Source organism: Rhizobacter sp., from assembly GCF_032229685.1.
Classification (GTDB): domain Bacteria; phylum Pseudomonadota; class Gammaproteobacteria; order Burkholderiales; family Burkholderiaceae_C; genus LMDS01.
The window spans coordinates 160702-184522 of record NZ_JAVTWP010000030.1; the positions used below are offsets into that span (position 1 = coordinate 160702).

General features: G+C 67.9%; 25 protein-coding genes and 1 tRNA gene. 8 read left to right on the forward strand and 18 right to left on the reverse strand.

The window, feature by feature from the left end:
• Positions 1-4: 4 nt before the first annotated feature.
• Positions 5-1057, reverse strand: coding sequence for a DNA topoisomerase IB (locus tag AC30PD_RS11555; protein WP_489535797.1), 1053 nt, complete (start codon positions 1055-1057; stop codon positions 5-7).
• 8 nt (positions 1058-1065) lie between these two features.
• Positions 1066-1293 (reverse strand): hypothetical protein, encoded by a 228-nt coding sequence (locus AC30PD_RS11560; RefSeq protein ID WP_489535798.1) that lies wholly within the window; start codon positions 1291-1293, stop codon positions 1066-1068.
• 202 nt (positions 1294-1495) lie between these two features.
• Here AC30PD_RS11560 and ku point away from each other — a divergent pair, with 202 nt between their 5' ends.
• Positions 1496-2368: a non-homologous end joining protein Ku gene (gene ku, locus AC30PD_RS11565; RefSeq protein ID WP_489535799.1), complete on the forward strand. Its 873-nt coding sequence runs from the start codon at positions 1496-1498 to the stop codon at positions 2366-2368.
• Between the two features lie 10 nt (positions 2369-2378).
• Here the strand turns inward: ku and ligD are convergent, their stop codons facing one another.
• The 3 genes from ligD to AC30PD_RS11580 are packed head-to-tail and all read right to left on the reverse strand — an operon-like array spanning position 2379 to position 6702.
• Positions 2379-4889 carry a DNA ligase D gene (gene ligD / locus AC30PD_RS11570; RefSeq protein ID WP_489535800.1) on the reverse strand — a complete coding sequence of 837 codons (2511 nt, stop codon included), beginning with the start codon at positions 4887-4889 and terminating at the stop codon, positions 2379-2381.
• Positions 4886-6253 carry a CHASE3 domain-containing protein gene (locus AC30PD_RS11575; RefSeq protein ID WP_489535801.1) on the reverse strand — a complete coding sequence of 456 codons (1368 nt, stop codon included), beginning with the start codon at positions 6251-6253 and terminating at the stop codon, positions 4886-4888. Before AC30PD_RS11575 ends, ligD begins: the two co-directional genes overlap by 4 nt.
• Before the next feature lie 50 nt (positions 6254-6303).
• Entirely contained in the window at positions 6304-6702 is a 399-nt protein-coding gene (locus AC30PD_RS11580; RefSeq protein WP_489535802.1) for a hypothetical protein, read from the reverse strand.
• A gap of 187 nt (positions 6703-6889) precedes the next feature.
• Here AC30PD_RS11580 and AC30PD_RS11585 point away from each other — a divergent pair, with 187 nt between their 5' ends.
• The gene (locus AC30PD_RS11585; protein WP_489535803.1) at positions 6890-7837 is read left to right on the forward strand and encodes a hypothetical protein; all 948 of its coding nucleotides are present in this window, start codon (positions 6890-6892) and stop codon (positions 7835-7837) included.
• A gap of 19 nt (positions 7838-7856) precedes the next feature.
• Here AC30PD_RS11585 and AC30PD_RS11590 read toward each other — a convergent pair whose 3' ends face one another.
• From AC30PD_RS11590 to AC30PD_RS11620, 7 genes are all read right to left on the reverse strand, one after another.
• The gene (locus AC30PD_RS11590) at positions 7857-8630 is read right to left on the reverse strand and encodes an HvfC/BufC family peptide modification chaperone (protein ID WP_489535804.1); all 774 of its coding nucleotides are present in this window, start codon (positions 8628-8630) and stop codon (positions 7857-7859) included.
• Positions 8627-9472, reverse strand: a complete 846-nt coding sequence (gene bufB / locus AC30PD_RS11595; RefSeq protein WP_489535805.1) for an MNIO family bufferin maturase — start codon at positions 9470-9472, stop codon at positions 8627-8629. Before bufB ends, AC30PD_RS11590 begins: the two co-directional genes overlap by 4 nt.
• Before the next feature lie 47 nt (positions 9473-9519).
• Positions 9520-9801 (reverse strand): BufA2 family periplasmic bufferin-type metallophore, encoded by a 282-nt coding sequence (bufA2, locus tag AC30PD_RS11600; RefSeq protein WP_489535806.1) that lies wholly within the window; start codon positions 9799-9801, stop codon positions 9520-9522.
• Between the two features lie 144 nt (positions 9802-9945).
• Complete coding sequence (gene hmgA / locus AC30PD_RS11605; protein ID WP_489535807.1) at positions 9946-11247, reverse strand: homogentisate 1,2-dioxygenase; 1302 nt, start codon at positions 11245-11247, stop codon at positions 9946-9948.
• A 16-nt stretch (positions 11248-11263) separates the two neighbouring features.
• Positions 11264-11452 carry a DUF2783 domain-containing protein gene (locus tag AC30PD_RS11610; protein ID WP_489535808.1) on the reverse strand — a complete coding sequence of 63 codons (189 nt, stop codon included), beginning with the start codon at positions 11450-11452 and terminating at the stop codon, positions 11264-11266.
• A 23-nt stretch (positions 11453-11475) separates the two neighbouring features.
• On the reverse strand, positions 11476-13161 hold the full coding sequence (locus AC30PD_RS11615) for an FAD-dependent oxidoreductase (protein WP_489535809.1): 1686 nt from the start codon (positions 13159-13161) through the stop codon (positions 11476-11478).
• A gap of 1 nt (position 13162) precedes the next feature.
• A complete protein-coding gene (locus tag AC30PD_RS11620) occupies positions 13163-14122 on the reverse strand; it encodes an MBL fold metallo-hydrolase (protein ID WP_489535810.1) in 960 nt (319 codons plus the stop codon).
• Positions 14123-14260: 138 nt separating this feature from the next.
• On the opposite strand from AC30PD_RS11620, the gene AC30PD_RS11625 reads away from it, so the two are divergent.
• Entirely contained in the window at positions 14261-15058 is a 798-nt protein-coding gene (locus AC30PD_RS11625; protein ID WP_489535811.1) for an IclR family transcriptional regulator, read from the forward strand.
• A gap of 63 nt (positions 15059-15121) precedes the next feature.
• Here AC30PD_RS11625 and AC30PD_RS11630 read toward each other — a convergent pair whose 3' ends face one another.
• On the reverse strand, positions 15122-15298 hold the full coding sequence (locus AC30PD_RS11630; RefSeq protein ID WP_489535812.1) for a hypothetical protein: 177 nt from the start codon (positions 15296-15298) through the stop codon (positions 15122-15124).
• 117 nt (positions 15299-15415) lie between these two features.
• On the opposite strand from AC30PD_RS11630, the gene AC30PD_RS11635 reads away from it, so the two are divergent.
• The 5 genes from AC30PD_RS11635 to AC30PD_RS11655 are packed head-to-tail and all read left to right on the forward strand — an operon-like array spanning position 15416 to position 19951.
• Positions 15416-16387 (forward strand): sugar kinase, encoded by a 972-nt coding sequence (locus AC30PD_RS11635; RefSeq protein ID WP_489535813.1) that lies wholly within the window; start codon positions 15416-15418, stop codon positions 16385-16387.
• A 46-nt stretch (positions 16388-16433) separates the two neighbouring features.
• A complete protein-coding gene (locus AC30PD_RS11640) occupies positions 16434-17591 on the forward strand; it encodes a DUF3734 domain-containing protein (RefSeq protein WP_489535814.1) in 1158 nt (385 codons plus the stop codon).
• 53 nt (positions 17592-17644) lie between these two features.
• On the forward strand, positions 17645-18427 hold the full coding sequence (locus AC30PD_RS11645) for a 3-hydroxybutyrate dehydrogenase (RefSeq protein WP_489535815.1): 783 nt from the start codon (positions 17645-17647) through the stop codon (positions 18425-18427).
• A 1-nt stretch (position 18428) separates the two neighbouring features.
• Positions 18429-19187: a leucyl/phenylalanyl-tRNA--protein transferase gene (aat, locus tag AC30PD_RS11650; protein ID WP_489535816.1), complete on the forward strand. Its 759-nt coding sequence runs from the start codon at positions 18429-18431 to the stop codon at positions 19185-19187.
• Entirely contained in the window at positions 19184-19951 is a 768-nt protein-coding gene (locus tag AC30PD_RS11655) for an arginyltransferase (RefSeq protein ID WP_489535817.1), read from the forward strand. Before aat ends, AC30PD_RS11655 begins: the two co-directional genes overlap by 4 nt.
• On the opposite strand, the gene AC30PD_RS11660 is transcribed toward AC30PD_RS11655, so the two are convergent.
• The 5 genes from AC30PD_RS11660 to lgt all read right to left on the reverse strand — a co-directional run bounded on the left by AC30PD_RS11660 (position 19932) and on the right by lgt (position 23804).
• Entirely contained in the window at positions 19932-21050 is a 1119-nt protein-coding gene (locus AC30PD_RS11660; RefSeq protein ID WP_489535818.1) for an NAD(P)/FAD-dependent oxidoreductase, read from the reverse strand. The two genes, AC30PD_RS11655 and AC30PD_RS11660, sit on opposite strands and share 20 nt — an antisense overlap.
• Positions 21051-21141: 91 nt before the next feature.
• Positions 21142-21216 (reverse strand) — tRNA-Val (locus tag AC30PD_RS11665).
• 50 nt (positions 21217-21266) lie between these two features.
• Complete coding sequence (dnaQ, locus tag AC30PD_RS11670) at positions 21267-21983, reverse strand: DNA polymerase III subunit epsilon (RefSeq protein ID WP_489535819.1); 717 nt, start codon at positions 21981-21983, stop codon at positions 21267-21269.
• Positions 21984-22005: 22 nt separating this feature from the next.
• A complete protein-coding gene (locus AC30PD_RS11675) occupies positions 22006-23007 on the reverse strand; it encodes a tetratricopeptide repeat protein (protein WP_489535820.1) in 1002 nt (333 codons plus the stop codon).
• On the reverse strand, positions 23004-23804 hold the full coding sequence (gene lgt, locus AC30PD_RS11680) for a prolipoprotein diacylglyceryl transferase (RefSeq protein WP_489535821.1): 801 nt from the start codon (positions 23802-23804) through the stop codon (positions 23004-23006). Before lgt ends, AC30PD_RS11675 begins: the two co-directional genes overlap by 4 nt.
• Between the last annotated feature and the right edge of the window lie 17 nt (positions 23805-23821).

Genomic DNA, 23821 nt, shown 5'->3' on the forward strand with positions numbered 1-23821 from the left:
GAGCTCATTCGCGCAGGAATTCGAGCAGCGCGCGTTCGCCCACGGTCAGACCACGGGCGCGCGAACGCGGTGCTTGGCCGCGCGGGTTGGGCGGCGGCGCTTCGCCCGACAGCAAGGCCAGCACGCGCGGGTGCACATACGCCTTGCGGCACACGGCCACGGTGTTGCCCAGGCGCGCCGCCACCTGCGAAAGCAGGCGCTTGACGTGCGCGGCGCTCGGCGGCCCGGCGCAGTCCGCGCCCTCACGGTCCGCGATCGCCAGGCCCAGGGCGATCACGCTGCCGTGCCAGGTGCGAAAGTCCTTGGCCGTGAAGTCGCCGCCGCTGGCCGCGCGCAGGTAGTCGTTCACGTCGGCCGAGCCGATGCAACGCACGGCCCCGGTTTCGTCGAGATACTCGAACAGCTGCTGCCCCGCGAGCGCCTGGCAACGCGCGACGACGCGCGCGACACGCCGGTCGTTCACGGACACCTCGTGCACGACGCCGCTCTTGCCACGAAAGCGCAGCCTCAGAGCGCCGCCCTTCACGACGGCGTGGCCGTTGCGCAAGGTGGTCAGCCCGAACGAGCCGTTGCTGCGCGCGTACTCGTCGTTGCCGACGCGCACGAGCGTGGTGTCGAGCAGGCGCACGAGCGTCGCGAGCACGGTCTCGCGCCGCACCTGCTGGCCCACAGGCCAGCCCAGGTCACGCGCCACGCACGCCCGGATGCGCGGCAGCGCCGCGCCGAACGCGCTCATGCGGTCGAACTTGGTCTCGTCGCGCGCGCGGCGCCAGTCGGCGTGGTAGCGGAACTGCTTGCGCCCGCGCGCATCGCGCCCCGTCGCCTGCAGATGACCTTCGGGCACGGGGCAGATCCACACCTTGGTGTAGGCTGGCGGGATCGCCAGGCTGCGGATGCGTGCGAGCTGCGCGGCATCGGTGAGCCGGCGCCCGTCTGCCCCGCGATAGCTGAAACCCTTGCCACGCCGCATGCGGCAGATGCCCGGCCCCTGATCGTTGACGTAGACCAGGCCACGCGGCGTGGCCACAGCGTCTTCGGCCGGTGCAACAGCGCTCATCGCCGAACTCAGCAGAGTTCGAAGCAGCGCGCCGCCTGCCCGGCCAGCGGCGGCAACATGCTGGCGAGCAGCAAAGGAAGCAAGGGCAAGGCGCACGCCTTGGCGGTGCGCAACAAGCTGTCGACGATGAAGCCGTCGTCTTCGATGACTTCGCCGAGCAGGCGCTGGTCGGCATCGAGCAGCAGCGCGCGCGGCGAGCCGCCGAGCAACACGAGAAATCGGGCAGATGCTTTCATGCGCTGCATGCTAGGCAGCTGCCGCCCGCAAGACCATCGTCGCAAGGCAGGTCTTGTTGTCGGATGCGGCCTACAGCGGTGTCGCCTCGGGAACGCGCCCCGCAACGCGTGGCCCTCTCCTACAGCGACTTCGCCGCGTTCCTACGGTCGCCGTGCACGGCAGCCGGAACAATCAGCAGCCACAACAACCCGAGGAGCTTTCATGCAACGCGCGATCTGGAAAGGAGCGATCAGCTTCGGCCTGGTGCACGTGCCTGTCGCGCTGTACCCGGCGTCGCAGGAAGCCGGCGTCGACTTCGACTGGCTCGACGGACGCTCGATGGACCCGGTGGGCTACAAGCGCGTCAACAAGCGCACCGGCAAGGAGATTGCACGCGAGCACATCGTCAAGGGCGTGAAGCAGGACGACGGCGACTACGTCGTGCTGACCGACGAGCAGATCAAGACCGCCTACCCGAAGGCCACACAGACCATCGAGATCGAATCGTTCGTGAAAGCCGGCGAGATCGCCTTCGTGCTGCTCGACCGGCCGTACTTTCTGGAGCCCACCGGCAAGGGCGAGAAGGTCTACGCCCTGCTTCGCGAGGCGATGCTGGAAGCCGGTGTGATCGGCATCGCGCGGGTCGTGATGCACACCAAGGAACACCTGGCCGCGCTGATCGCTTCGGGCCCGGCGCTGATGCTGAACACGATCCGCTGGGCGAGCGAGATGCGCTCGCCCGACGAGCTGAAGCTGCCGCCCGCGGGCAAGAGCGCCGCGAAGCTGAATGCCGGCGAGCTGAAGATGGCCACGCAGCTCATCGGCGACATGACGGCGCCCTGGAAGCCGGAAGACCATGCCGACACCTTCAGCGCGGCCGTGCACGCACTCGTCAACCAGAAGCTCGAAGCCGGCGAGACTGAGAAGGTCACGGCGCTCCAAGACGCCGCGCCGGACGCCGGCAGCTCGAACGTGGTCGACCTGACCGAGCTGCTCGCACGCAGCCTGGCCAAACGCAAGCCAGGGCCTTCGGGCAAGGCCGAGGCGCCGGCTAAGAAGCCCGTCGCCAAGCGGCCGGCACGCAAACGCGCTTGACCCCGCCGCCTCAGCCCGTGGCAGGTCGCCAGCCCAAGAGCTTCATCGCGGCATTCAGCGCCTTGGCCGACTTGGCGTAGGCGCTCCAGGGCGCGTTGCCGACATCCAGCCGCTCGTGGATGTTGCCGATGTGCCATTGGCTCGCGCTGCGCAGCGAGGCCAGCTCGTTCCAGCCCAGCGGCACCGACACACCGAGCCCCGGCCGTGCGCGCGCCGACCAGGCGCACACGGTCGACGCACCCAGGCCGTTGCGCAGGTAGTCGATGAAGATCCTGCCGACGCGGTTGCGCGGCCCGCTCTTCGCGACGAAGCGTTTCGGCAGCGTTTGCGCCATGTGCGCGACCACGCCCTGCGAAAAGCCCTTGACCGTGTCCCAGTCGTGCACCCTGCGCAAGGGCACCACCACGTGCAGGCCCTTGCCGCCGCTGGTCTTCAGGAACGACGTGAGCCCGAGCTGCTCGAGAAAGGCGCGCACCAGTTCAGCCGCTTCTTTGACCTGCGCCCAGGCCACACCTTCACCCGGGTCGAGGTCGAACACCATGCGGTCGGGGTGTTCGAAAGAACGTGTGCCGGTGTTCAACGTGTGGAACTCGATCACGTTCCACTGCGCGGCCGACAGAAGCCCGCGCGCATTGGCGACCTCGAGCATCGGCGGGTGGCTGATGTAGAGCGCCGGGTCGAGCTGGCGGATGCCGGGCATGGCCTGCGCTTCGGCGTGCTTCTGAAAGAACAGCGGGCCGCCGACACCTTCGGGCGCACGCACCAGAGACACCGGCCTGCCCTTCAGGTGCACCATCATCAAGGCACCGACGAGTTGGTAGTAGCGCAGCAATTCGATCTTGGTGGCACCGCTTTCCGCGTCGATCACCCGCTCCGGGTGCGTCACTCGCACACCCGCCAGGGCCGAACGTGCACCGCCTGCCGCCGCGCCCTTGCCGGGCCCGCTGATCGCCGGCGCCGGCCTCTCGCGCACGACCGCTGCGGGCTTCTTGTCTTCACGCAGGCCGCGGAACACGGCGTGGCGGATGTGCTGCCCGCGCGTCCACTCGCCGAACGACACTTCGGCCACCAGCCGCGGCTCGACCCAATGCGGTCGGCCTTCGATGGTGTTGGTGGTATCGAATGGCCGCTTCTTGCTGCGCAGCTTGTCGAGCTCTTTCGTCAGGTTCGAGAGTGTCTTCTCGTCGAACCCGGTGCCCACACGCCCGGCGTACTGCAACACGCCGTGTTCGTCGTGCACGCCGAGCAGCAGCGCCCCGATGCCGGTGCGTGCGCCCTGCGGATCGGTGAACCCGCCGACCACGAACTCCTGGCGCTGCACGCACTTGAGCTTGACCCAGTCGGCCGACCGGCGCGAGGCATAGACCGAGTCGCGGCGCTTCGCGATCACGCCTTCCAGGCCGAGCCGGCAGGCTGATGCGAGCACGCTGGCGGCTGGCGCATCGAAAACCTCGCTGAAGCGCACGGTGTCGCCGCCCGCAGGCTCCAGCAGGCGGCGCAAGACCTCGCGCCGCGCTTCGAGCGGCCAGCGCCGAAGGTCGCGCCCGTCGCAGTAGGGCAAGTCGAAGAGGTAATACACGACGTTCGCCGGCTTCGACGCGTCGAAGGCTTGTTGCAGGGCACCGAAGTCGGGCACGCCGGCGCTGTTCATCACCACGACTTCTCCGTCGTACCAGCCGTTCGGCAGCTTCATCTTCAGCAGTGCCTTGCGCAGCGGGGCGAGTTTGGCGGTCCAGTCGTGACCATTGCGCGTGAAGAGCTGCAAGCTGCGGCCCTCGATGCGCGCAAGCATGCGGTAACCGTCGAACTTGATCTCGTACAGCCACTCGTCACCCGCGCCGGGCGGCGTGGTGACCAGCGTGGCGAGTTGCGGCGCCAGGCGAGCCGGCAAGGCGGCCTTCGGCGCGTCTTCGGGCAGGGTCGGCGCGCGCTCCACCGTTGCCGGTGCGAGCGGCTGCGCGCCCACGCTGTCGGGCTTTTCGTCGACCACGCTGAACTCGCCGGCCGCGCGCGCGAAGGCGTCTTTTTCCTTGATCAGCAGCCAGGGCTCCTGCCTTGCACCGCGGGCCTTCATGCGCACCAGCACCCACCGGCCCTGCAGCTTGTGACCCCGCAGCTCGAACTTGAGGTTGCCATCGCGGTAGCCCTGCTGCGGGTCGCCGACAGGCATCCAATGGCCCTTGTCCCACACGATCACTTTGCCGGCGCCGTATTGCCCGGGCGGAATGCTGCCTTCGAAGGACGCGTACGACAGCGGGTGGTCTTCGACGTGCATCGCCATGCGCTTCTGGCCCGGGTCGAAGCTCGGGCCTTTCGGCACCGCCCAGCTCTTCAAGCTGCCGCCGAGCTCCAGGCGAAAGTCGTAGTGCAGGCTGCTCGCCCAGTGCTTCTGGACCACGAACGACAAGCCACCGGCGTCGCTCACGCCACCTTCGGCGGGCTCGGGTGTGTGCGCGAAGTTGCGCTTGGCCCGGTAGCGAGCGAGGCCGTCGGTGGCCGCAGCCGCGGCCTTCCGGGTCATTCCGACTCCGGCAGGGTCGCTTCCACGAGCGTGCCCGCGCCAGGTGCGGAGACGATCGCCAGCTTGCCACCTTCGGCTTCGAGCCGATACACCATGCCGAGCAAGCCGTGCCCGTCGCGTCGCGGCACCGAGGTGTCGAACCCCGCACCATCGTCGCGCACCGACACGACCACCTGGCCTTCGGCCGATTCGAGCGAGACGCTGACCTGGCTCGCCCCGGCGTACTTGCTGACGTTGGTCAAGGCTTCCTGCACGAGCCGGTACACCGTCAGCTCGGCAGACGCCTTCAGGTGGACCTTCTCCAGGTGCGTCTTCACATCCAGCTCGTTGTGATCGCCCCACTCGCGCGTCAGCACCTCGAGCGCGGTGACGAGGCCGAGGTTGCTGAGCGTCGACGGGCGCAGGTCTTCGATGATGCGGCGTTTCAGCGAGATGCCGTTGTTGAGCGTCTCGCTCAGGTGGGCCACGCGCTCGAGCAGTTCGGGCGCCGGCGCGGGCAGGCGAGACTTGAGCCGCGCCACGTCGAGCTTGGCCGCCGTGAGCACCGCGCCGAGTTCGTCGTGCAGGTGGCGCGCGAGCCGGCTGCGCTCGTCTTCGCGCGCGGTCTGGAGGTGTCGGGCCAGTTCGGTGAGCTGAGAGGTGCGCTCCATGACCTGGCGTTCCAGTTCCTCGCACTCGCGCTGGGTCGCGAGCACCTGCTCGGCCCGGCGTTTGTCGAGCGCGGCGGTTTGCCGCAGGTACATCAGCATCAGCAGCAGGCTCAGGCAGGCCATGGCCGCCAGCGTGGCACGGGTGAGCGTGAGGCTGCCATTGACCGCGCCGCGTGCCGTGGCCACCCGGATCGACTCGTCGGCCAGCAGCTGCTGGCTCAGCGCACGAACGGCTTCCATCTGCTGCAGGCCGCGGTCGCTGAGCACGACGGCACGCCAGCGCTCGTCTTCACCTTCATCGTGGAAGCGCAGGGTGTCGGCCATCTCGGTGAGTTTTTGCTGTGCCGCGGCTTCGAGCTGGCGCATCGGGGCCCGCAGGGCCTGGTCGGCGCCGTAGTAGCGGTTGAGCCAGCGCAGCGAAGACTGCACACCTTGCTGCGCGTCGAGGTAGGGTTGAAGGTATTCCTTGCGTTCGGTGAGCAGGTAACCGCGTTGGCCGGCTTCGGCGTCGGTCAGGCCGCGCCACAACAGCTGGATGTTGCTGCGCGCCGTGGCCTGAGCGTTCAGCCCTTCGATCATCGAGCGGGTGTTTCGATACGACGATTCACCGATGATGAACACCGCCAGCGCAAGCAGTGCTGCGAGCAGCAAGGCCCAGCGCGGATCTCGCACATCGGGCGGGCTTTGTGCCCGCGGTTGCGAGATGTCGGTCATGTGTCGTGGGCCCGGGATCCAGACGGTGGTGGATGAGGCCGTGGAATCACTCAGCCTGCGTTCGCAGACTCTCGCGAGATCTCGTCCTGCAGCGCCCGCAGCAAGGCAGGCGCGCCGTGGCGGGGCAGCTCGACCGGCAGCACAGCGCCGCCTTCGAAGAGCAACTGGATGCGCACGCTGTCAGGCGTGCTGGCGGGTGCCACGCCCGCGGCGATGCACAGCAAGGCCGGATCGAGCGGCTGCTGGCGCGAGCGCGCACTGGCGGTCGAGTTCAGCAGGGCGATCGCCACGGCCGGCGCCAGGTCGGTCTGGATCGCGATGTCGAGGTGTTTGAGCTCGCCGGCCACAAGCGCTTTGGCCTGCAACACGATGGCGTCGCCTTCTTCGGTGGGCGCGGCGGCTTTCAGCGCGGCGATGACGACTCCTGGGTCTTTGATGGGGCTGTTCACTTCTCTCCTTCCAGCTGACGAAGCGTTGTTCTCGTATCGGTCATTTCGCCAGAAGCCCGCCGCGCTGTCCGTAGGACAAATCTGATGCCTTCTGTCGGGCGCTTTCTCGGAAGCCGCCCGCTCGCCCGGAAACGCGGTAAGTTGCCCGACACGCACGCGACCAAGTTCGCAGCTCTCGAAAGATCGCATGTCACGTCAGAAGACTTTCCTTGGGGCCAGCCCCGAGCGCCGGGGGCTCCTGGCCCTGCTGGCCGGCACCGCCATGTCGGCCAGCCCGACGCGGCTTCTCGCGCAGGCGGCCGACGCCCAACCGCTGATCGAGAACTTGCGCGTGGGCAACGCCCGCCTCGAACTGCAATTCGCGCCCGGGTTCGACGCCCGCCTGCGCGCCGAAGCCGGCGCGTGGATACAACGTTCGTCCAACGCGGTGGTCGGCTATTTCGGCCGCTTCCCGGTGGACAAGGCGGTGCTGCTGGTGGTGCCGACCGAAGGCTCCGGCGTGCGCGGTGGCGTGACCTACGGCGAGCCTTCGCTGCTGGTGCGCGTGCGCGTGGGCCGCGAGACCACGAAAGCGCAGTTCCTCGACGACTGGATCATGGTGCACGAGATGATCCACCTCGCCGTGCCGCGCGTGCCGCGCGCGCAGAACTGGCTTCAGGAAGGGCTGGCGACCTACGTGGAAAGCGTGGCGCGCGGCCGCGCCGGCCTGGTGTCTGCAGCGACCGTGTGGCGCGATTGGGCGAAGGCCATGCCGCAAGGCCAGCCACAGGCCGGCGACACCGGTCTCGACCACACCCCGACCTGGGGCCGCACGTATTGGGGCGGCGCGATGTTCTGCCTGCTCGCCGACGTGCAGATGCTCTCGCGCAGCGAACGCAGCGCCGGCCTGCAGCAGGCGCTGCAGGGTGTGCTCGCGGCCGGCGGCAGCTACGGCGTGGCCTGGTCGGTCGATCGCATCCTCGCCACGGCCGATGCCGCCGTGGGCCAGAACACCTTGACCGCGCTTTACCAGCGCATGAAGGATTCACCCGCTCCGGCAGAGCTCGACGCGCTGTGGCGCGATCTCGGCGTGGTGGGCAGCACGCTCGACGACAGCGCGCCGCTCGCGGCGGTGCGGCGCGCGATCCTGTCGTAGCGCTCGGCGGTGGGGCTGGTCAGGCGGGAACCACGAGCGCGCCGAGAACGCCGTCTTCCAGCCACTGGCGCAACCCGGCACCGATGTGATTGGTGCAGTCTTCGTCGGTCTGCGCCTGCGCTTCTTCGCACGCCTGCGCGAAGCTCGCGCCGGCCAGCATGGCGCGCAGCAGCGACGCCTCGATCGGGTGCAGTGACCGAAAGTGCGGTTGCAGTTCCTTGCGCCACACCAGCCAGTCGACGGGCGCCTCACCGTGCACGATGGCCGGCGTGTCGGCCTCGTCATCGATGGCCTGCCACACGGCCACGGTGTTGTGCTCGAAGCGCAGCAGGTTGGCGGTAGGCACCGGCACGAGCCGCAGGCTGGCCCAGGCTTCGGCGGCCACGCCGGCCAGATCGGCGGCCGCGAGCACCGGCGAATCGGGCCCGTCGAAGGCCTGGCGCAAGGCCCAGTCGAGCTGCGCGAGTTCGGCCACCGCCGCCTGTGCCGGGAACACGCGCCGCAGATGCGTGGCGAATTCGTGGCCATACCAGCGCAGGTTGCGTGTTTCGGGCGGATGTTCGTTCACGTAGTGCATGGCCGCCGCGTCGAAGGCTTCGTCGCCGAGCAAAGCCTGGGTCTTGGCAAAGGCATCGACCAGCACGTCGACCAGACGGCGGCGGTACGCATGGGCGTAGATGGCCAGGCCGAGCGCACGCCGGTCGGCACGGCCGGCGAGCTGCGGCGTGGCATCGGACGCCCCCAGCATGTGCTGCTGAAAACTGGCCTGCAGCGCCAGCAGCGAAGTGTTCATGCCACCGCCTGCGCCGGCTCGAAGACAGCGGCGGCCAGTGCACGCGCGTGATCGAGCTCGGCCACCAGTTCGGCCAGCGGCGGGATGTGGTCGTCACGCTCGATCATCGTGGCCACCGGGCCGCAGAGCGTCAGCGCCTCGGTGTAGAGCGCCCACACGCTGTCGGCGACAGGGTGGTCGTGCGTGTCGATGATGTGGTCACCGTGGTCGGTGTGGCCGGCCAGATGGATCTGCTGCACCCGGTCGGCCGGGATGCCGCGCAGAAAGGCGTGGGCATCGAAGCCGTGGTTCACGCTGCTCACGTGGATGTTGTTCACGTCGAGCAGCAGGCGGCAGCCGGTGCGGGCGCAGACGGCGCTGATGAATTCCCACTCGGTCATCGACGACGCGCCGAAGCTCACGTAGCTCGACACGTTCTCGAGCACGAGCGAACGTTTCAGGCGGTCTTGCACCCGGTGCACGTTGCGCACCACGACATCGAGCGCGTCTTCGGAATAGGGCAGAGGGTAAAGATCGTGCAACACGCGGCCGTGCACGCCGGTCCAGCAGAGATGGTCAGAGATCCACAGCGGCTGCACGCGGTCGGCGAGTTGCACGAGCGCGTCGAGATAGGTTTCGTCGACGCCGTCGGCCGAGCCGATCGACAAGGCCACGCCGTGCATCACGACCGGGTAGTTGGCGCGGATGCGATCGAGCATCACGAGCGGCTTGCCACCCGGCACCATGTAGTTGTCGGAGAGCAGCTCGAGCCAGTCGACGCGTTGTGGCGCGTCGATGAAGTCGGCGTAGTGCTGCGTGCGCAACCCCAGCCCGAAGCCGGGCGAGGGTTGCGTTGCACTCATGGCCCGTGAGCCTTGTTTCACGAGATGCGAATCGGCCGGTCAGCCGATCACAGGTCGCCGATGGTGCCGCCGTCTTTCAGGCACTGCGCTGCGGCGATGCCCTTGAAGCCCTGGCCCTTGCACGAACCCTGGCCCTTGCAGGCGTGGTTGGCGGTCTTGCAATCGGCCTGGCCCTTGCAGCTGTTGACACCGTAACAGTGGACCTTGTCGCCAGCGGCGACAGCCTTGCCCGAGCTGCCGGCCGGGGCGTCGGCGGCCATGGCGACGGCCGAGAACGCCAGAGCGGCGGCGGCGGATGCGAGCTGGAAACCCTTGGAAGCTGTGAACATGTGGAACTCCTGAATGGCTGACTTGAGGACACCCCGCACACGTTGCAGGGCAGCTTGGCGCGTGGGTTCGAATCCCTTGCACCTGCCTTGGTCAGCGCAGCGCCAGATTTTCTGACGGCACCTCAGAAGTTTTTTTTCGGGCGCTCAGGGTCGCGCCGGGTCGAAGTGCTTTTTCAGGCCCTGCCAGCAGCGGTAGTACTCGCCCTGCAGTTGCGCCGAGGCCATCGCCTGCGGCGTGGGCCGCAGCACGTGGCGTGTCTCGAACATGAAGGCCATCGTGTCCCTGATGACATCGGGTTTCGACAGATCGGCGTGGCTCGCCTTCTCGAAGGTTTCGGCGTCGGGCCCGTGGCCGCTCATGCTGTTGTGCAGGCTCGCGCCACCCGGCGTGAAACCTTCGGCCTTGGCGTCGTAGGCGCCGTGAACGAGACCCATGAACTCGCTGGCGATGTTGCGGTGGAACCAGGGCGGGCGGAAGGTGTCCTGCATCGCGAGGATGCGCGGCGGGAAGATCACGAAGTCGATGTTGCTCACGCCGGGTGAGTCGGAAGCGCTGTGCAGCACCAGAAAGATCGACGGGTCGGGGTGGTCGTGGCTGATCGAGCCGATGGCGTTGAAGCGCCGCAGGTCGTACTTGTACGGCGCGTGCGTGCCGTGCCAGGCCACCACGTCGAACGGCGAGTGGTTCATCTGCGCCGACCACAGGTAGCCGCCGAACTTGGCCACCAGTTCGTGCGGGCCGTCGATGTCTTCGTAGGCCGCCACCGGCGTCATGAAGTCGCGCGGGTTCGCCAGGCCGTTGGAGCCGATCGGGCCGAGGTCGGGCAGGCGGAACGGGGCGCCGTGGTTTTCGCAGACGTAGCCGCGAGCTTCGGCATCGAGCAACTCGACGCGGAAACGCACACCGCGCGGGATCACCACGATCTCTTGCGGCTCGGCGTCGATCACGCCGAGTTCGGTCACGAAACGCTGGCGGCCGTGCTGCGGCACGATCAGCATTTCGCCGTCGGCGTTGTAGAAGGCGCGCGTGCCCATCGATCGGTTCGCGGCATAGATGTGCGCCGCCGCGCCACTCTGCGCGTGCGGGTCGCCGTTGCCGGCCATCGTGACCAGGCCCTGAATGAAATCGGTCGGCTCGCTCGGCATCGGCAGCGGGTTCCAGCGCAGCTGGTTCGGTGTGGTCGGCAAGGCCGTGAAGTCGCTGACGATGCGGCCGGCATCGATGCGCTCGAACGGCAGGTGCATGGCCGAGGGGCGGATGCGGTACAGCCACGAGCGCCGGTTGTCGGCGCGCGGCGCGGTGAAGGCGCTGCCGCTGAGTTGTTCGGCGTACAGGCCATAAGGGCATCGCTGCGGGGAGTTGCGGCCCACGGGCAGCGCGCCCTTCAGCGCTTCGGTCGCGAACTCGTTGCCGAAGCCGCTCTGGTAGATCAATTCCTTGTTCATTCGATCCGCCTTTATGTCAGGCGCAACGGGCTGCGAGCAGGGCCTGCTTCAACACCCCGAAGTCGCCGATGTGGTTGGCCAGCAGCAGCACCAGGCGTGCGTTGAGGGCCTGGCTCTGTTCGTTGGACAGGTCGCGGTGAGTGTCGATCAGCGCTTCGTAGAAGTCGTCGGGTGCGCTGAGGTGCGGGGTGGTGATGAGGTCCATGTCGTGCATTCCCGGTATTCGTCTCAGGGCAGCGCGAGCGCGCGCCGCAGCGCCGCCCGCAGCGATGGTGCAGCCGCTTGCCGCCAGCGTGCGCACACGTGTTGATCGGGCCGCAGCAGGTAGACCGTGCCGGGCTGCAGGTCGTAGCGTCGTGCAACCAGACCGTCGTGGTCGACCAGCGTCGCCACGGTCGATGCCGTCGTTTCGGCCGAAACGCGGAGGATGCGCAAGGGCACGACACCTTCGGCGCCGGCACGCAGTTCGGCGACCACCGCATCGAAGCCGGCGCAGCCGGCCACCAGCGCCGTGAAGCCGTCGCTCAACTCGCGCAGCAACCAGCCGGCACGGCCGTCGGCCCGGGTGACGGGCGCATCGGCCGCGGCAGCGCCCGGCAGCATGCGGCCTTCGAAGCTTTCTTGGTCGGGCGTGTTAAGCACCGACGCGTGCAGCGTCGCCGGCACCGACAGGCGCCCGCTGTTGACGAGCGTGCGCGCAAACGAATGCTCTTTCGCCAACGCCAGCACCGCATCGCGGAACACCCGGCTGATGTCGCTCTTCGGCGTGATGAAGTCGGTGGCGCGGGTGGAATTGAGGATGTTCTCGTCGGCCGCGTATTCGCGCTCGTCGGCATAACTCTCGAGCAACGCGTCACCGCCCTGCCCGCGCAGCACGGCGGCGAGTTTCCACGCCAGGTTGTCGGCATCCTGCACGCCCGAGTTGGCGCCGCGCGCGCCGAACGGCGAGACGCCGTGCGCCGAGTCGCCGGCGAACAGCACACGACCGTGGCGAAAGCGCTCCATGCGCTGGCAGGCGAAGGTGTAGACGCTTGCCCACTCGAGCTCGAACTGCGCGTCTTTCAGCGCCGAGTTCGCGAGCAGCGCCTTCACGCGCGGAATGATGTTCTCTGGCTTCTTCTCTTCGTCGGGGTTCGCGTCCCAGCCGAGCTGGAAGTCGATGCGCCACACGCCGTCGGGCTGCATGTGCAGCAGCACGCTCTGGTTCGGGTGGAACGGTGGGTCGAACCAGAACCAGCGCTCGGCCGGCTGGTCGATCTTCATCTTCACGTCGGCGATCAGAAAGCGGTCGCGGAACACGCGCCCCTTGCTTTCCTGCCCGATCAACTGGCGTACCGACGAGCGCGAGCCGTCGCAGGCCACCACATGGTCGGCGCGCAGTTCGTAGTTGCCATCGGGCGTGTCGATCGTCAGCGCCGCGTGGTCGGCATGTTGCTCGACACCGACGACCTTGTTCTTCCAGCGCAGGTCGATCAACGGCAGCTCGGCAGCGCGGTCGGCCAGATACCCTTCGACGTAGTACTGCTGCAGGTTGATGAAGGCCGGCCGCTCGTGGCCGGTGTCGGGCTGCAGGTCGAAGCTGTAGATCTGCGCGCTCTTGAAGAACACCTTGCCGAGTTTCCACGACACGCCCTTGGCCACCATGCGCTCGCCGCAGCCGAGCCGGTCGAATATCTCGAGGGTGCGCTTGGCGAAGCAGATCGCGCGCGAGCCGGTCGACAACGTGTTGTCGTTGTCGAGCAGCACGACGGGCACACCTTGCTGCGCCAGGTCGATGGCCAGGCTCAGACCGACCGGGCCGGCACCGACCACCACGACCGGGTGGCGCGCCGGTGAGGCGGCATCCTGGTCGGCGTGGCGGGTGTAGTCGAAAACCAGCTTCTGGTAGTCGACGCTCGCAGACTGCGCGTGCATCTCAACTTTCCAGCGTCTCCCACATTTCGCGGTCGCGCTCGGCGGTCCAGATGCGCGGGTCGGCGTACTGCGTCACTTCGTCGAAGCAACGTGTCACGTCGAAGGGCATGCAGTGATCGAAGATGACCCAGTGGCCGTACTTCGGCTTCAATGCCGCGAAGGTGTCCTTGTAGACCGCGTTGAGGTTCTTGCCCGCCGCCACGCCGGCCTGCACGCTGGCGCGCACGTCGGCGATGAAACCGGCGGTGCTGTCCAGCCCCTGCTTCACACGCTCGGCACCGATCAATGCGGGACCACGGCCGGGGACGAGCGCCGTGGCACCCAACGCGGCCACACGCTCCAGCGTCTTCGGCCAGTCGTTGAAGTAGGCGTCGCCGGCGTACGGCGTGGCGTCGAACTCGACCAGGTCGCCGCTGAGCAGCACCTTGTCTTGCGGCAGCCAGACGACGGTGTCACCCTTGGTGTGGCCGCGGCCGAGTTGCAGCAGTTGCACTTCGAGCTGGCCGAGCCACAGCGTCATCTTGCCGGTGAAGGTGAGCGTGGGCCAGGTCATGCCGGGCGGCACGGTCTCGACGTTGTTGAACAGGCGCGGAAAGCGCCCGATCTCGCTCGCCTTGTCTTGCTCGCCCCGCTCGACGATCAGGTCGCGCGTGTCCTGGCTGGCGATGACGTGATCGGCGTGGTACGCGCTGGCACCGAGCACACGCACCGCGTGGTAGTGCGTGAGCACGACGTACCTGATGGGCTTGTCGGTGACCTCGCGGATGCGCCGGATCACGTCTTGCGCCATGGCTGGCGTGGCCTGCGTGTCGGCCACGAGCACACAGTCGTCGCCGATGATGATGCCGGTGTTCGGGTCGCCCTCGGCGGTGTACGCATACGCGTGCTCCGAGAGTTTGGTGAACGTGACCTTCTTGACCTCGAGGTCGGCCTGCGAAGCGAATTTCTTGGGGCTGTTCATGCGGTCTCCGGGTGGGCGCCGAACGCAGATGCGCCCGCGCCAAGATTTGTTATTGGCAAACGGATTCGCAGTATCTTGGATTGATTCGCCATTGTCAAACTTGTTTGTTAGAGTCGCGATCGCGCCGGGAGGACCACTGTGCAACTCGAAGACGACGAAGACAAGGGCCAGCGGGGGATTCAATCGGTCGAGGTCGGGGGCCGGCTGTTGCAGGCACTGACCGACCACGCCGCGTCGATGAGCCTGAAAGACCTCGCCGCGGCCGCGGACCTGCCCGCGTCGCGTGCTCACCCCTACCTGGTGAGCTTCGGCAAACTCGGGCTCGTCGAGCAGGAAGCCCACACCGGCCGCTACGCGCTCGGGCCGATGGCCTTGCAGATGGGGCTGAGCTGCCTGCACCAGAGCGACCCGATCAAGGCCGCGACGCCGGTGGCCGAAGCGCTGGCGCGCAGGATCGATCAGACGGTCGTGATCGCGGTCTGGGCGAACTTCGGGCCGACCGTCGTGCGCCTGATCGAAGGCAGCCAGCCGCTGCACGTGAACATGCGCGCCGGCACCGTGATGTCGATCCTGGGCACGGCCACCGGCCGCGCTTTCGCCGCGGTGCTGCCGGCCAGTCAGCTGGAACAGGCGATGCGCGGCCACTCGGCCGAGTTGCGGCGCGCCGACCGTTCACCGGTGAAGAACCTTGCACGTGAATTGAAGGAGCTCTCGGCCGAAGTGCGCTCGCAGGGCCTGGCCCGGGCGATGGGGAGGCCGATCCCCGGCATCAACGCGTTCAGCGCCCCGGTGTTCGACCATGAAGGCCGCGCCGCGCTCGTGATCACGGCGCTCGGGCACGAAGACAATTTTTCGGCGGAATGGGGCTCGGCAGAAGCTGACGGCGTGCGGCAAGCGGTGGCCGAGATCTCGATGCGTCTGGGATTCAGGGCTTGATGCCGAGCAGTTTGAACTGACGGGTCTCGAACCAAGCGGCGGAGTGCCGCAAGGGAGCGTGCCTCAGAGCTGCGCGTTGTCTGCTTCGATCGGCCCGCGAGCCAGCGTCCAGACCGACACAAAACCCACGATCAGCAGCCAGGCGGCCAGAGCGCTCTGCGCGCCGTCGGCGCCACCGACCAGCAGACCGGCGAGGCCGATGCCCGGCACGAAGATGAGAGCAAGCGGGTTGAATCGCATGAGACGCAGTATTGAGCGCTGCAGCGAAAATTGCACGGCCCTGTGCGCCAGATGAGTGTAAGAAATTGCGACAGCAGTGTGTCAGACAACACGCTGTCACAAGCCAGAATGACGACCATGCCTCAAGAACATGCACCGCCTTCGGCACCCCGCGCGCTCGACGTCGTCACCTTCGGCGAAGCCATGCTGCTGCTGGTGGCCGACACCGCCGGCCCGCTCGAAGACACGCCCGGTTTTCACAAACGCACGGCCGGCGCCGAGACCAACGTGGCGATCGGCCTGGCGCGCCTGGGCCTGGCCGTCGGCTGGGCCAGCCGGCTCGGCGCCGACTCGATGGGGCGCTACCTTCTGGCGACGATGCGGCGTGAAGGCATCGACTGCTCCAAGGTGATGAGCGACCCGGCCCAGCGCACCGGCCTGATGCTCAAGGCACGCACCAGCGACGGCAGCGACCCGACCATCGAGTACCACCGCGCCGGCTCGGCCGCGAGCCGCATGGGCCCGGCCGATGTCGACGAAGCCTGGCTGCGTGGCGCGCGCCACCTGCACGCCACCGGCGTGTTCGCCGCCGTCTCGGCCAGCACGCTCGAAGCGGCGAAGAAGAGCATCGGCGTGATGCGCGACGCCGGCCGCACGGTGTCTTTCGACCCGAACCTGCGGCCCACGCTCTGGGGTTCGACCGAGCTGATGCGGCACGAGGTCAATGGCCTCGCAGCCCGCGCCGACTGGGTCTTGCCCGGGCTCGAAGAAGGCCGCCTGCTGACCGGCGAGACCACGCCCGAAGCGGTGGCACGGTTCTACCGGCAACGTGGCGCGCGACTCGTGGTGGTGAAACTGGGCCCCGAAGGCGCCTACTTCGATGGCGAGGCCGGCTGCGGGCAGGTCGACGGGTTCCCCGTCGACAAGGTCGTCGATACCGTGGGCGCCGGTGACGGCTTTGCCGTCGGCGTGGTCAGCGCCCTGCTCGAAGGCCGCAGCGTGCCCGATGCCGTGAAACGCGGCGCCTGGATCGGTGCCCGCGCCGTGCAGGTGCTGGGCGACACCGAAGGCCTGCCGACCCGGGCCGAACTGGACGCTGCCAACCTGTGAACTCGCCCGGCGCTATGCTTGGCCGTTCCTTCGAGAAGCAGAAGTCATGACCCAGCAGCACAGCGAGAACCACCCGCCACCGAAGGAAGACTGCATCCTGGTGCTGCAAGGCGGTGGTGCCCTCGGGGCCTACCAGGCGGGCGTGTTCGAGTCGCTCGTGAAAACCTGGCGCGAGCCGAGCTGGGTGGCCGGCATCTCGATCGGTGCGATCAACGCGGCGCTGATCGTCGGCAACCCGGTCTCGCGCCGCGTCGAGCGGCTGCGTGCATTCTGGGAGCTCGTCAGTTCGTCGATCGCCCCGCCAGCACTGGCGCAGGGTTTCGGCTCGCGCGAAGGGCTGAACGAAGCGAGCGCCTCGCAGGGCATGCTGTTCGGCGTGCCGGGTTTCTTCAAGCCGCGCTTTCCACCGGCGCCGTTCCAGCCGCGCGGCACGCCCGAGGCGATCAGCTACTACGACACCACACCGCTGCGCCAGACGCTGGAGAACCTGGTCGACTTCGACCGCATCAATTCGGGCTCGGTGCGCTTGTCGGTCGGCGCTGTCAACGTGCGCACCGGCAACTTCGAGTACTTCGACTCGATGAAACAGGAGCTCGACGCACGCCACATCATGGCCAGCGGCGCGTTGCCACCCGGCTTCGCGCCGGTCGAGATCGATGGCGAACACTACTGGGACGGCGGCCTGGTCTCGAACACCCCCCTGCAATACGTGCTCGACCAGCCGGGGCAGCGGCAGCGCCGCGTTGTCATCCAGGTCGACCTGTTCGCGGCGCGCGGCGCCTTGCCGACCACGCTGGCCGACGTGACCGAGCGCGAGAAAGACATCCGCTTCTCGAGCCGCACCCGGCTGAACACGACCATGGAACTCGACCGCCAGGTGATCGCGCAGGCGGCACAGCGCCTGCTCGCCAAGCTGCCTTCAGCCTTGCGCGACGACCCCGACGCGCGGGCGCTGGCGCGGCTGCGCTGCGAAGGCGCTGTCGACGTCGTGCACCTGATCTACCGCAGCAAACACTACGAGACCCAGTCGAAGGACTACGAGTTCTCGCGCTTGTCGATGCACGAACACTGGGACGCCGGGCGGGCCGACATGGCGCACACCTTGCATGACCCGCGCTGGCTGAAACGCGAGCGCAAGGCCCACGGTGTGCACGTGTTCGACCTGACCTCCGACAGCCCGGCATCGGTGTCGGCCGCGGTCTGAACACTGGCCCGAACACCCTCATTCACTTCAACCCCACGCGGAATCACGACACCATGAAACTCAAGGACAAGGTCTGCATCGTCACGGGCGCCGCCAGCGGCATCGGCAAGGAAATCGCCCTCACCTACGGGCGCGAAGGCGGCAAGGTCGTGATCGCCGACATGAACAAGCCGGCAGCCCAGGCCACCGCCGACGAGATCAACAAAGCCGGCGGCACCGCGATGGCCGTGGCGATGGACGTGACGAGCGAAGAGCAGGTCAACGCCGCCGTGGCCGAGGTGGTGGCCGCCTACGGTGGCGTGGACGTGCTCGTGAGCAACGCCGGCATCCAGATCGTGCACCCGGTCGAAGACTTTCCGTACGCCGAGTGGAAGAAGATGCTGGCGATCCACCTCGACGGCGCCTTCCTCACCACCAAGGCCTGCCTGCCGCACATGTACGCCGGCAAGCGCGGCGGCTCGATCATCTACATGGGCTCGGTGCACTCGAAAGAAGCCTCGGTGCTGAAGGCGCCCTACGTCACGGCCAAGCACGGCCTGATCGGCCTGTCGAAGACCATCGCCAAGGAAGGTGCGAAGTACGGCGTGCGCTCCAACGTGATCTGCCCCGGCTTCGTGCGCACGCCGCTCGTCGACAAGCAGATCCCCGAGCAGTCGAAAGCGCTCGGCATCAGCGAAGACGACGTGATCAAGAAGGTGATGCTGAAAGACACCGTCGACGGCGAGTTCACGACCATCCAGGACGTGGCCGAAGTCGCGCTCTTGTTCGCCGCGTTCCCGTCGAACGCGCTCACCGGCCAGTCGCTGATCGTGAGCCACGGCTGGTCGATGGAGTGACGTGATCACCTGGCTGCGCCAGCCCGGCGACCGGCTGCCGAGCACCCGGCTCGCGCTGCCGCCGGGCAGCGACGCGCCCGGGCTGCTGGCCGCCGGCGGCGAGCTCACGCCCGAGCGCCTGACCGAGGCCTATTCGAAGGGCGTGTTCCCCTGGTACAGCGAAGGCCAGCCGGTGCTGTGGTGGTCGCCCGACCCGCGCATGGTGCTGCTCACCGCCAACTTCAAGCTTTCGCGCTCGCTGCGCAAGACCGTGCAGAAGTTTCACCGCAACCCGCGCTGCGAGCTGCGCATCGACAGCGCTTTCAGGCGGGTCATCAGTGCCTGTGCCGGCGCGCCGCGCGAAGGTCAGAGCGGCACCTGGATCGTGCCCGAGATGGTCGAGGCCTATTGCGCCTGGCATGCGCTCGGCCGCGCCCACAGCTTCGAGACCTGGATCGACGGCGAGCTCGTCGGCGGCCTGTACGGCGTGAGCCTCGGGCGCATGTTCTTCGGCGAATCGATGTTCTCGCACCGCACCGACGCGTCGAAGATCGCGCTGGCCGCGCTCGTGTGCTTCTGCCGCGAGCACGCCATGCCGATGATCGACTGCCAGCAGCGCACCGGCCACCTGGCTTCGCTGGGTGCAGGCGAGATCACACGCGCCGAGTTCGAAGCGCGTGTGGCCTCGGTTCGGGGGGCGCCGCCGGTCACCGATTGGTCCTATGATTTGCGCCTGTGGCGGCACCTCGAACCGGCGGCCACAGAGGACACCGGCCTGTGACCCACCCCAAAGAACTCCCGCTCGCGTCTTTGCAGTTCTACGCCACGGCGCCCTACCCGTGCAGCTACATCGACGGGCGCATGGCACGTTCGCAGGTCGCCACGCCCAGCCACCTGATCCACGCCGACGCTTATTCCGGGCTGGTCGCCAACGGCTTTCGGCGCAGCGGCATGTTCACCTACCGCCCCTATTGCGACGGCTGCAAGGCCTGCCTGCCGCTGCGTGTGCCGGTGGCGGGGTTCAAGCCCAACCGCAGCCAGCGGCGCGCCTTCAAGGCCCACCAGCACCTCGAAGCACGCGTACTGCGGCTGTGCTTCGTGCCAGAGCATTACCAGCTCTACCTGCGTTACCAGGCCGGCCGCCATGTAGGGGGCGGCATGGACCACGACAGCATCGACCAGTACACGCAGTTCCTGCTGCAGAGCCGGGTCAATTCGAGGCTGGTCGAGTTTCGCGAGCCGTCGGCCGAAGGCCTGGGCACACTGAAGATGGTCTCGATCCTCGACGTGCTGAACGACGGCCTGTCGGCGGTCTACACCTTCTTCGAGCCCGACGAGCGTGCCAGCTACGGCACCTACAACGTGATGTGGCAGATCGAGCAGACGCGGGCCCTGAAGCTGCCGCACGTGTACCTGGGCTACTGGATCGGTCAGAGCGGCAAGATGGCCTACAAGGCCCAGTTCGCGCCGCACGAGCTGCTCGTCAACGGCCAGTGGCAGCCGCAGGGCGAAGCGGCCGGCACACCTACAACGCCAGGCGCCTGAGCACCTCGTCGGCGAGCGCGAGGCTCGACGTCAGCCCCGGCGATTCGATGCCGAACAGGTTCATCAAGCCGGCCACGCCGTGATCGGCCGGGCCCTGCAGCACGAAGTCGCCGGCCGGGTGCCCGGCACCCTGCAATTTCGGGCGCACGCCGCTGTAGGCCGGTTGCAAAGCGCCCGCCGGCAGGCCGGGCCAGTAGCTGCGGATGTCGGCCTCGAAAGCCGCAGCGCGTGAAACGTCGACGCGGTAGTCGATCTCTGCCGGCGTGGCCGGATTGACCCACTCCACGTCGGGCCCGAACCGGGCCTGCCCGGCGAGGTCGAGCGTGAGGTGCACACCGAGGCCGGCTTCCTGCGGGATCGGGTAGATCAGCCGCGAGAACGGCGCCCGCGGCGCGAGCGAGAAGTAGTTGCCCTTGGCGTAGTGCGCTTTCGGCACGTGCTGCGGTGCCAAGCCGAGCATGCCGGCGGCGACGTGCGGCGCCCACAGCCCGGCAGCGTTCACGACCACGCGCGCGGCGAGTTCCATCGGTGCTTCGCCGCCGACCTGCAGCAGTGGCAGCGCGCCACGCACGTCGATGGTGTCGACCGGGGCCAGCAGGGCGAGCGCCCCGCCCGCACGTTCGAGATCGCCCTGGAACGCGAGCATCAGGCCGTGGCTGTCGACAATGCCGGTCGAAGGCGAATGCAGCGCGGCCACAGCACGGAGTTCGGGTTCGAGCACGCGCACTTCTTCGGCGTTCAGCAGCTGAAGGTCGTGCACCCCGTTGAGCGCCGCGAGCGCCTGGATCTGCGTGAGCTTCGCACGCTGCGCTTCGCTCGTGGCGACGAGCAGCTTGCCGCAGCGCCGGTGTTCGACGCCGTGGGTCTCGCAATATGCGTACAGCGCCTGGCGCCCCTGCACGCACAGGCGCGCCTTGAGCGAACCGGTGGCGTAGTAGATGCCCGCGTGAATCACTTCGCTGTTGCGCGAACTGGTGCCGCTGCCGATCAGGTTCGTGCGTTCGAGCACCACCGTCTCGAGCCCGCGCTGCGCCAGCGCCCGACCGACCGCCAGACCGACCACGCCGGCGCCGATCACCACTGCATCGACTGTGTCCATGTGGGCAGCATAGCCGGCGCCGCAGCAACCCACGCCCAAAACAGAACGGCGACCGAATGGTCGCCGTTTGCTGCGCTGCCGAGGCGCTGGTTGGTGGGCGGTGGAGGCTTCGAACCTCCGACCCCAACAGTGTGAATGTTGTGCTCTACCCCTGAGCTAACCGCCCGAATCCTGTACCTGCCTGTGGTGCCCGTTGGGGTTCCAGACAGCCGCAGATTATGCCACAGCCGGCTCGGCCGACCGTGGCCACACCGTCTTGCCGCCACTGGCCTTGTCGAGATCGAGCAGCATCGCGGCGTGCGCGGCCGCTTCGGCTTCGCTGGCTTCGATCACCGGCAGCACAAGCGCGGCGAAATCGACCGCTTCGAGCGCCATCTGCGCGGCCGACGATTCGCCGGCGTCGATCACCAGCGAGTTCTGCCCGCGCGTCATGCGGATGTACACCTCGGCGAGCAGCCCGGCGTCGAGCAAGGCGCCGTGCAGGCTGCGGTTCGAGTTGTCGACCTCGAGGCGTTTGCACAGGGCGTCCAGCGAGTTGGCCTTGCCGGGGAACATCTCGCGCGCCATCGACAAACTGTCGGTGATTTTCTCCACCAGTGTCGCGAACTTCGGGCGGCCCAGACGCCGCAGTTCCTCGTTCAGGAAGCCCACGTCGAAGCCGGCGTTGTGGATGATGATCTCGGCGCCCGCCAGGTACTCCAGCAACTCGTCGGCGATGGCGGCGAAGAGCGGCTTGTCGGCCAGGAATTCGTCGGTCAGGCCGTGGATCTTCACGGCGTCTTCGTGGCTGCTGCGCTCGGGGTTGACGTAGAAGTGCAGGTTGCGGCCGGTGAGCCGGCGGCCGATCATTTCGACGCAGCCGATCTCGATGATGCGGTCGCCCGATTCGGGGCTGAGGCCGGTGGTTTCGGTGTCGAAGAAGATTTGGCGCATGGCCCGATTTTAGAGGCGCGCTTCAGCCGGCATCGGCCATCTGCGCCAGGCGCTTCTTCGCGTCATCGAGATTCTGCGAGCTGCCTTTGCCGGCCGCCACGAACCGTGTGAGCAGCGCACGCGCCTTGTCGCGGTCGCCCTTGGCCTGGTAGGCCAGCGCAGCGCGGTAGTCGATCGGCAAGCCGCCCGTGCGGTCGAGCGCGGCGGCGCGTTCGAAGGCGGCAATCGCTTGGTCGAACTGGCCCAGGTCGGTGAACACGCGGCCCAGGCCGTAGTGCCCACGCGGGCTGGCCGGCCGGTCGACCACCATGCGCTCGAACACGGCGCGTGCCTTGGCATCCTTCTTGTCGTTCAGGTAGGTGAAGCCGAGCTGGGCCCAGACTTCGGCCACGTCGGCGGCCAGTTCCTTGTCGTCGCCGGCGCGCACCGAAGCGAGGCCCGCCTCGGCCTGATCGGGCTTCTTTTGCCCGATGTCGACCAGCGCGATCAGCAGCTTGGCGTGTTCGGGCTGGCGCGGCGCGGCAGCGCTTGCGACCTCGCGCGCTTTCGTCGTGCTGCCGCCGGCGATGCCGGGCACCACGAGGTAGAACTGCACCAGCGCGTTGCGGGCGGCGTAGAGCAGCGGGTCGAGTTCGACGGCCCGGGCGAGCGCATCACGCACCCGCCCGACGCTGCCGAGCGCCTTGAGCATGCCTTGCGACAAGGCCTGCGCGCCGAGCACGCTGCCCACACCGTAGTGGCACATGGCGGCTTGCGGCAGGCGCGCAGCGCAGGCTTCGAGCAGCTTCAGGGCGGCCTCGCGCTGCGCTGCGTCGCTGCTGTTGAGCACCGAGAGCGTCAGCGTGGCATAGCCGTCCATGTCATCGGGCCGGGCGGCGATGCGGGCCGTGGCGGCGCGTTCGGCCTCGGCATAACGGCCGGTGTCGAGCAGGCCAGCGAGCGACGCGTCCTTGACGGTCTGGGCCCACAGTGGCGCGGCGCAGAAGAGCGCGCCTGCCAAAGCCGCGAGGAGCAGCCTTGTCATGTGGCAGGCTTGGACCGGCCCATGACCCAGAGGGCGATGCCGGCGACAACCATCGGCACGCACAGCCACTGCCCCATGCTCATGCCCAGGCTCAACAAGCCGAGAAAGTCGTCGGGCTCGCGGAAGAACTCGGCCACGAAACGCAGCACGCCGTAGCCGATCAGGAACACGCCCGACACCTGCCCCAGCCCGCGCGGCCTCTTCGCGTAGAACCACAACACGACGAAGAGCAACAGCCCTTCGAGCAAGAACTGGTACAGCGACGACGGGTGGCGCGGCAGTGGCGAACCGGTCTGCGGGTAGACCATCGCCCAGGGCAGGCTCGGGTCGGCGGCGCGGCCCGGCAGTTCACCGTTGATGAAGTTGCCGATGCGCCCGCAGGCCAGGCCGGTCGGCACGCACGGCGCGATCAGGTCGGTCACTTCGAGGAAGCGACGGCCGCGCATTCGCGCGAACACCGCCATCGCGACGAGCACGCCGAGCAGCCCGCCGTGGAAGGCCATGCCGCCCTTCCACACCGCGAACACCTCGAGCGGGTGGGCGGCGTAGTAGCCGGGCTTGTAGAACAGCACGTAGCCGAGTCGCCCGCCGATCACGACGCCGAGCACGCCGTAGAACAGCAGGTCTTCGATGTCACGCCGCGTCCAGCCGGCCTGCAGGAAGTGCGCGAGCTTCACACGCTGCGCACCGAGCCAGATGAACAGGCCGAAGGCCGCGAGGTAGGTCAGCCCGTACCAGTGGATGGCGATCGGGCCGAGCTGCAACGCGACCGGGTTGAATTGTGGGTAGACGAGCATGGGCTGGGTCGGGAGCG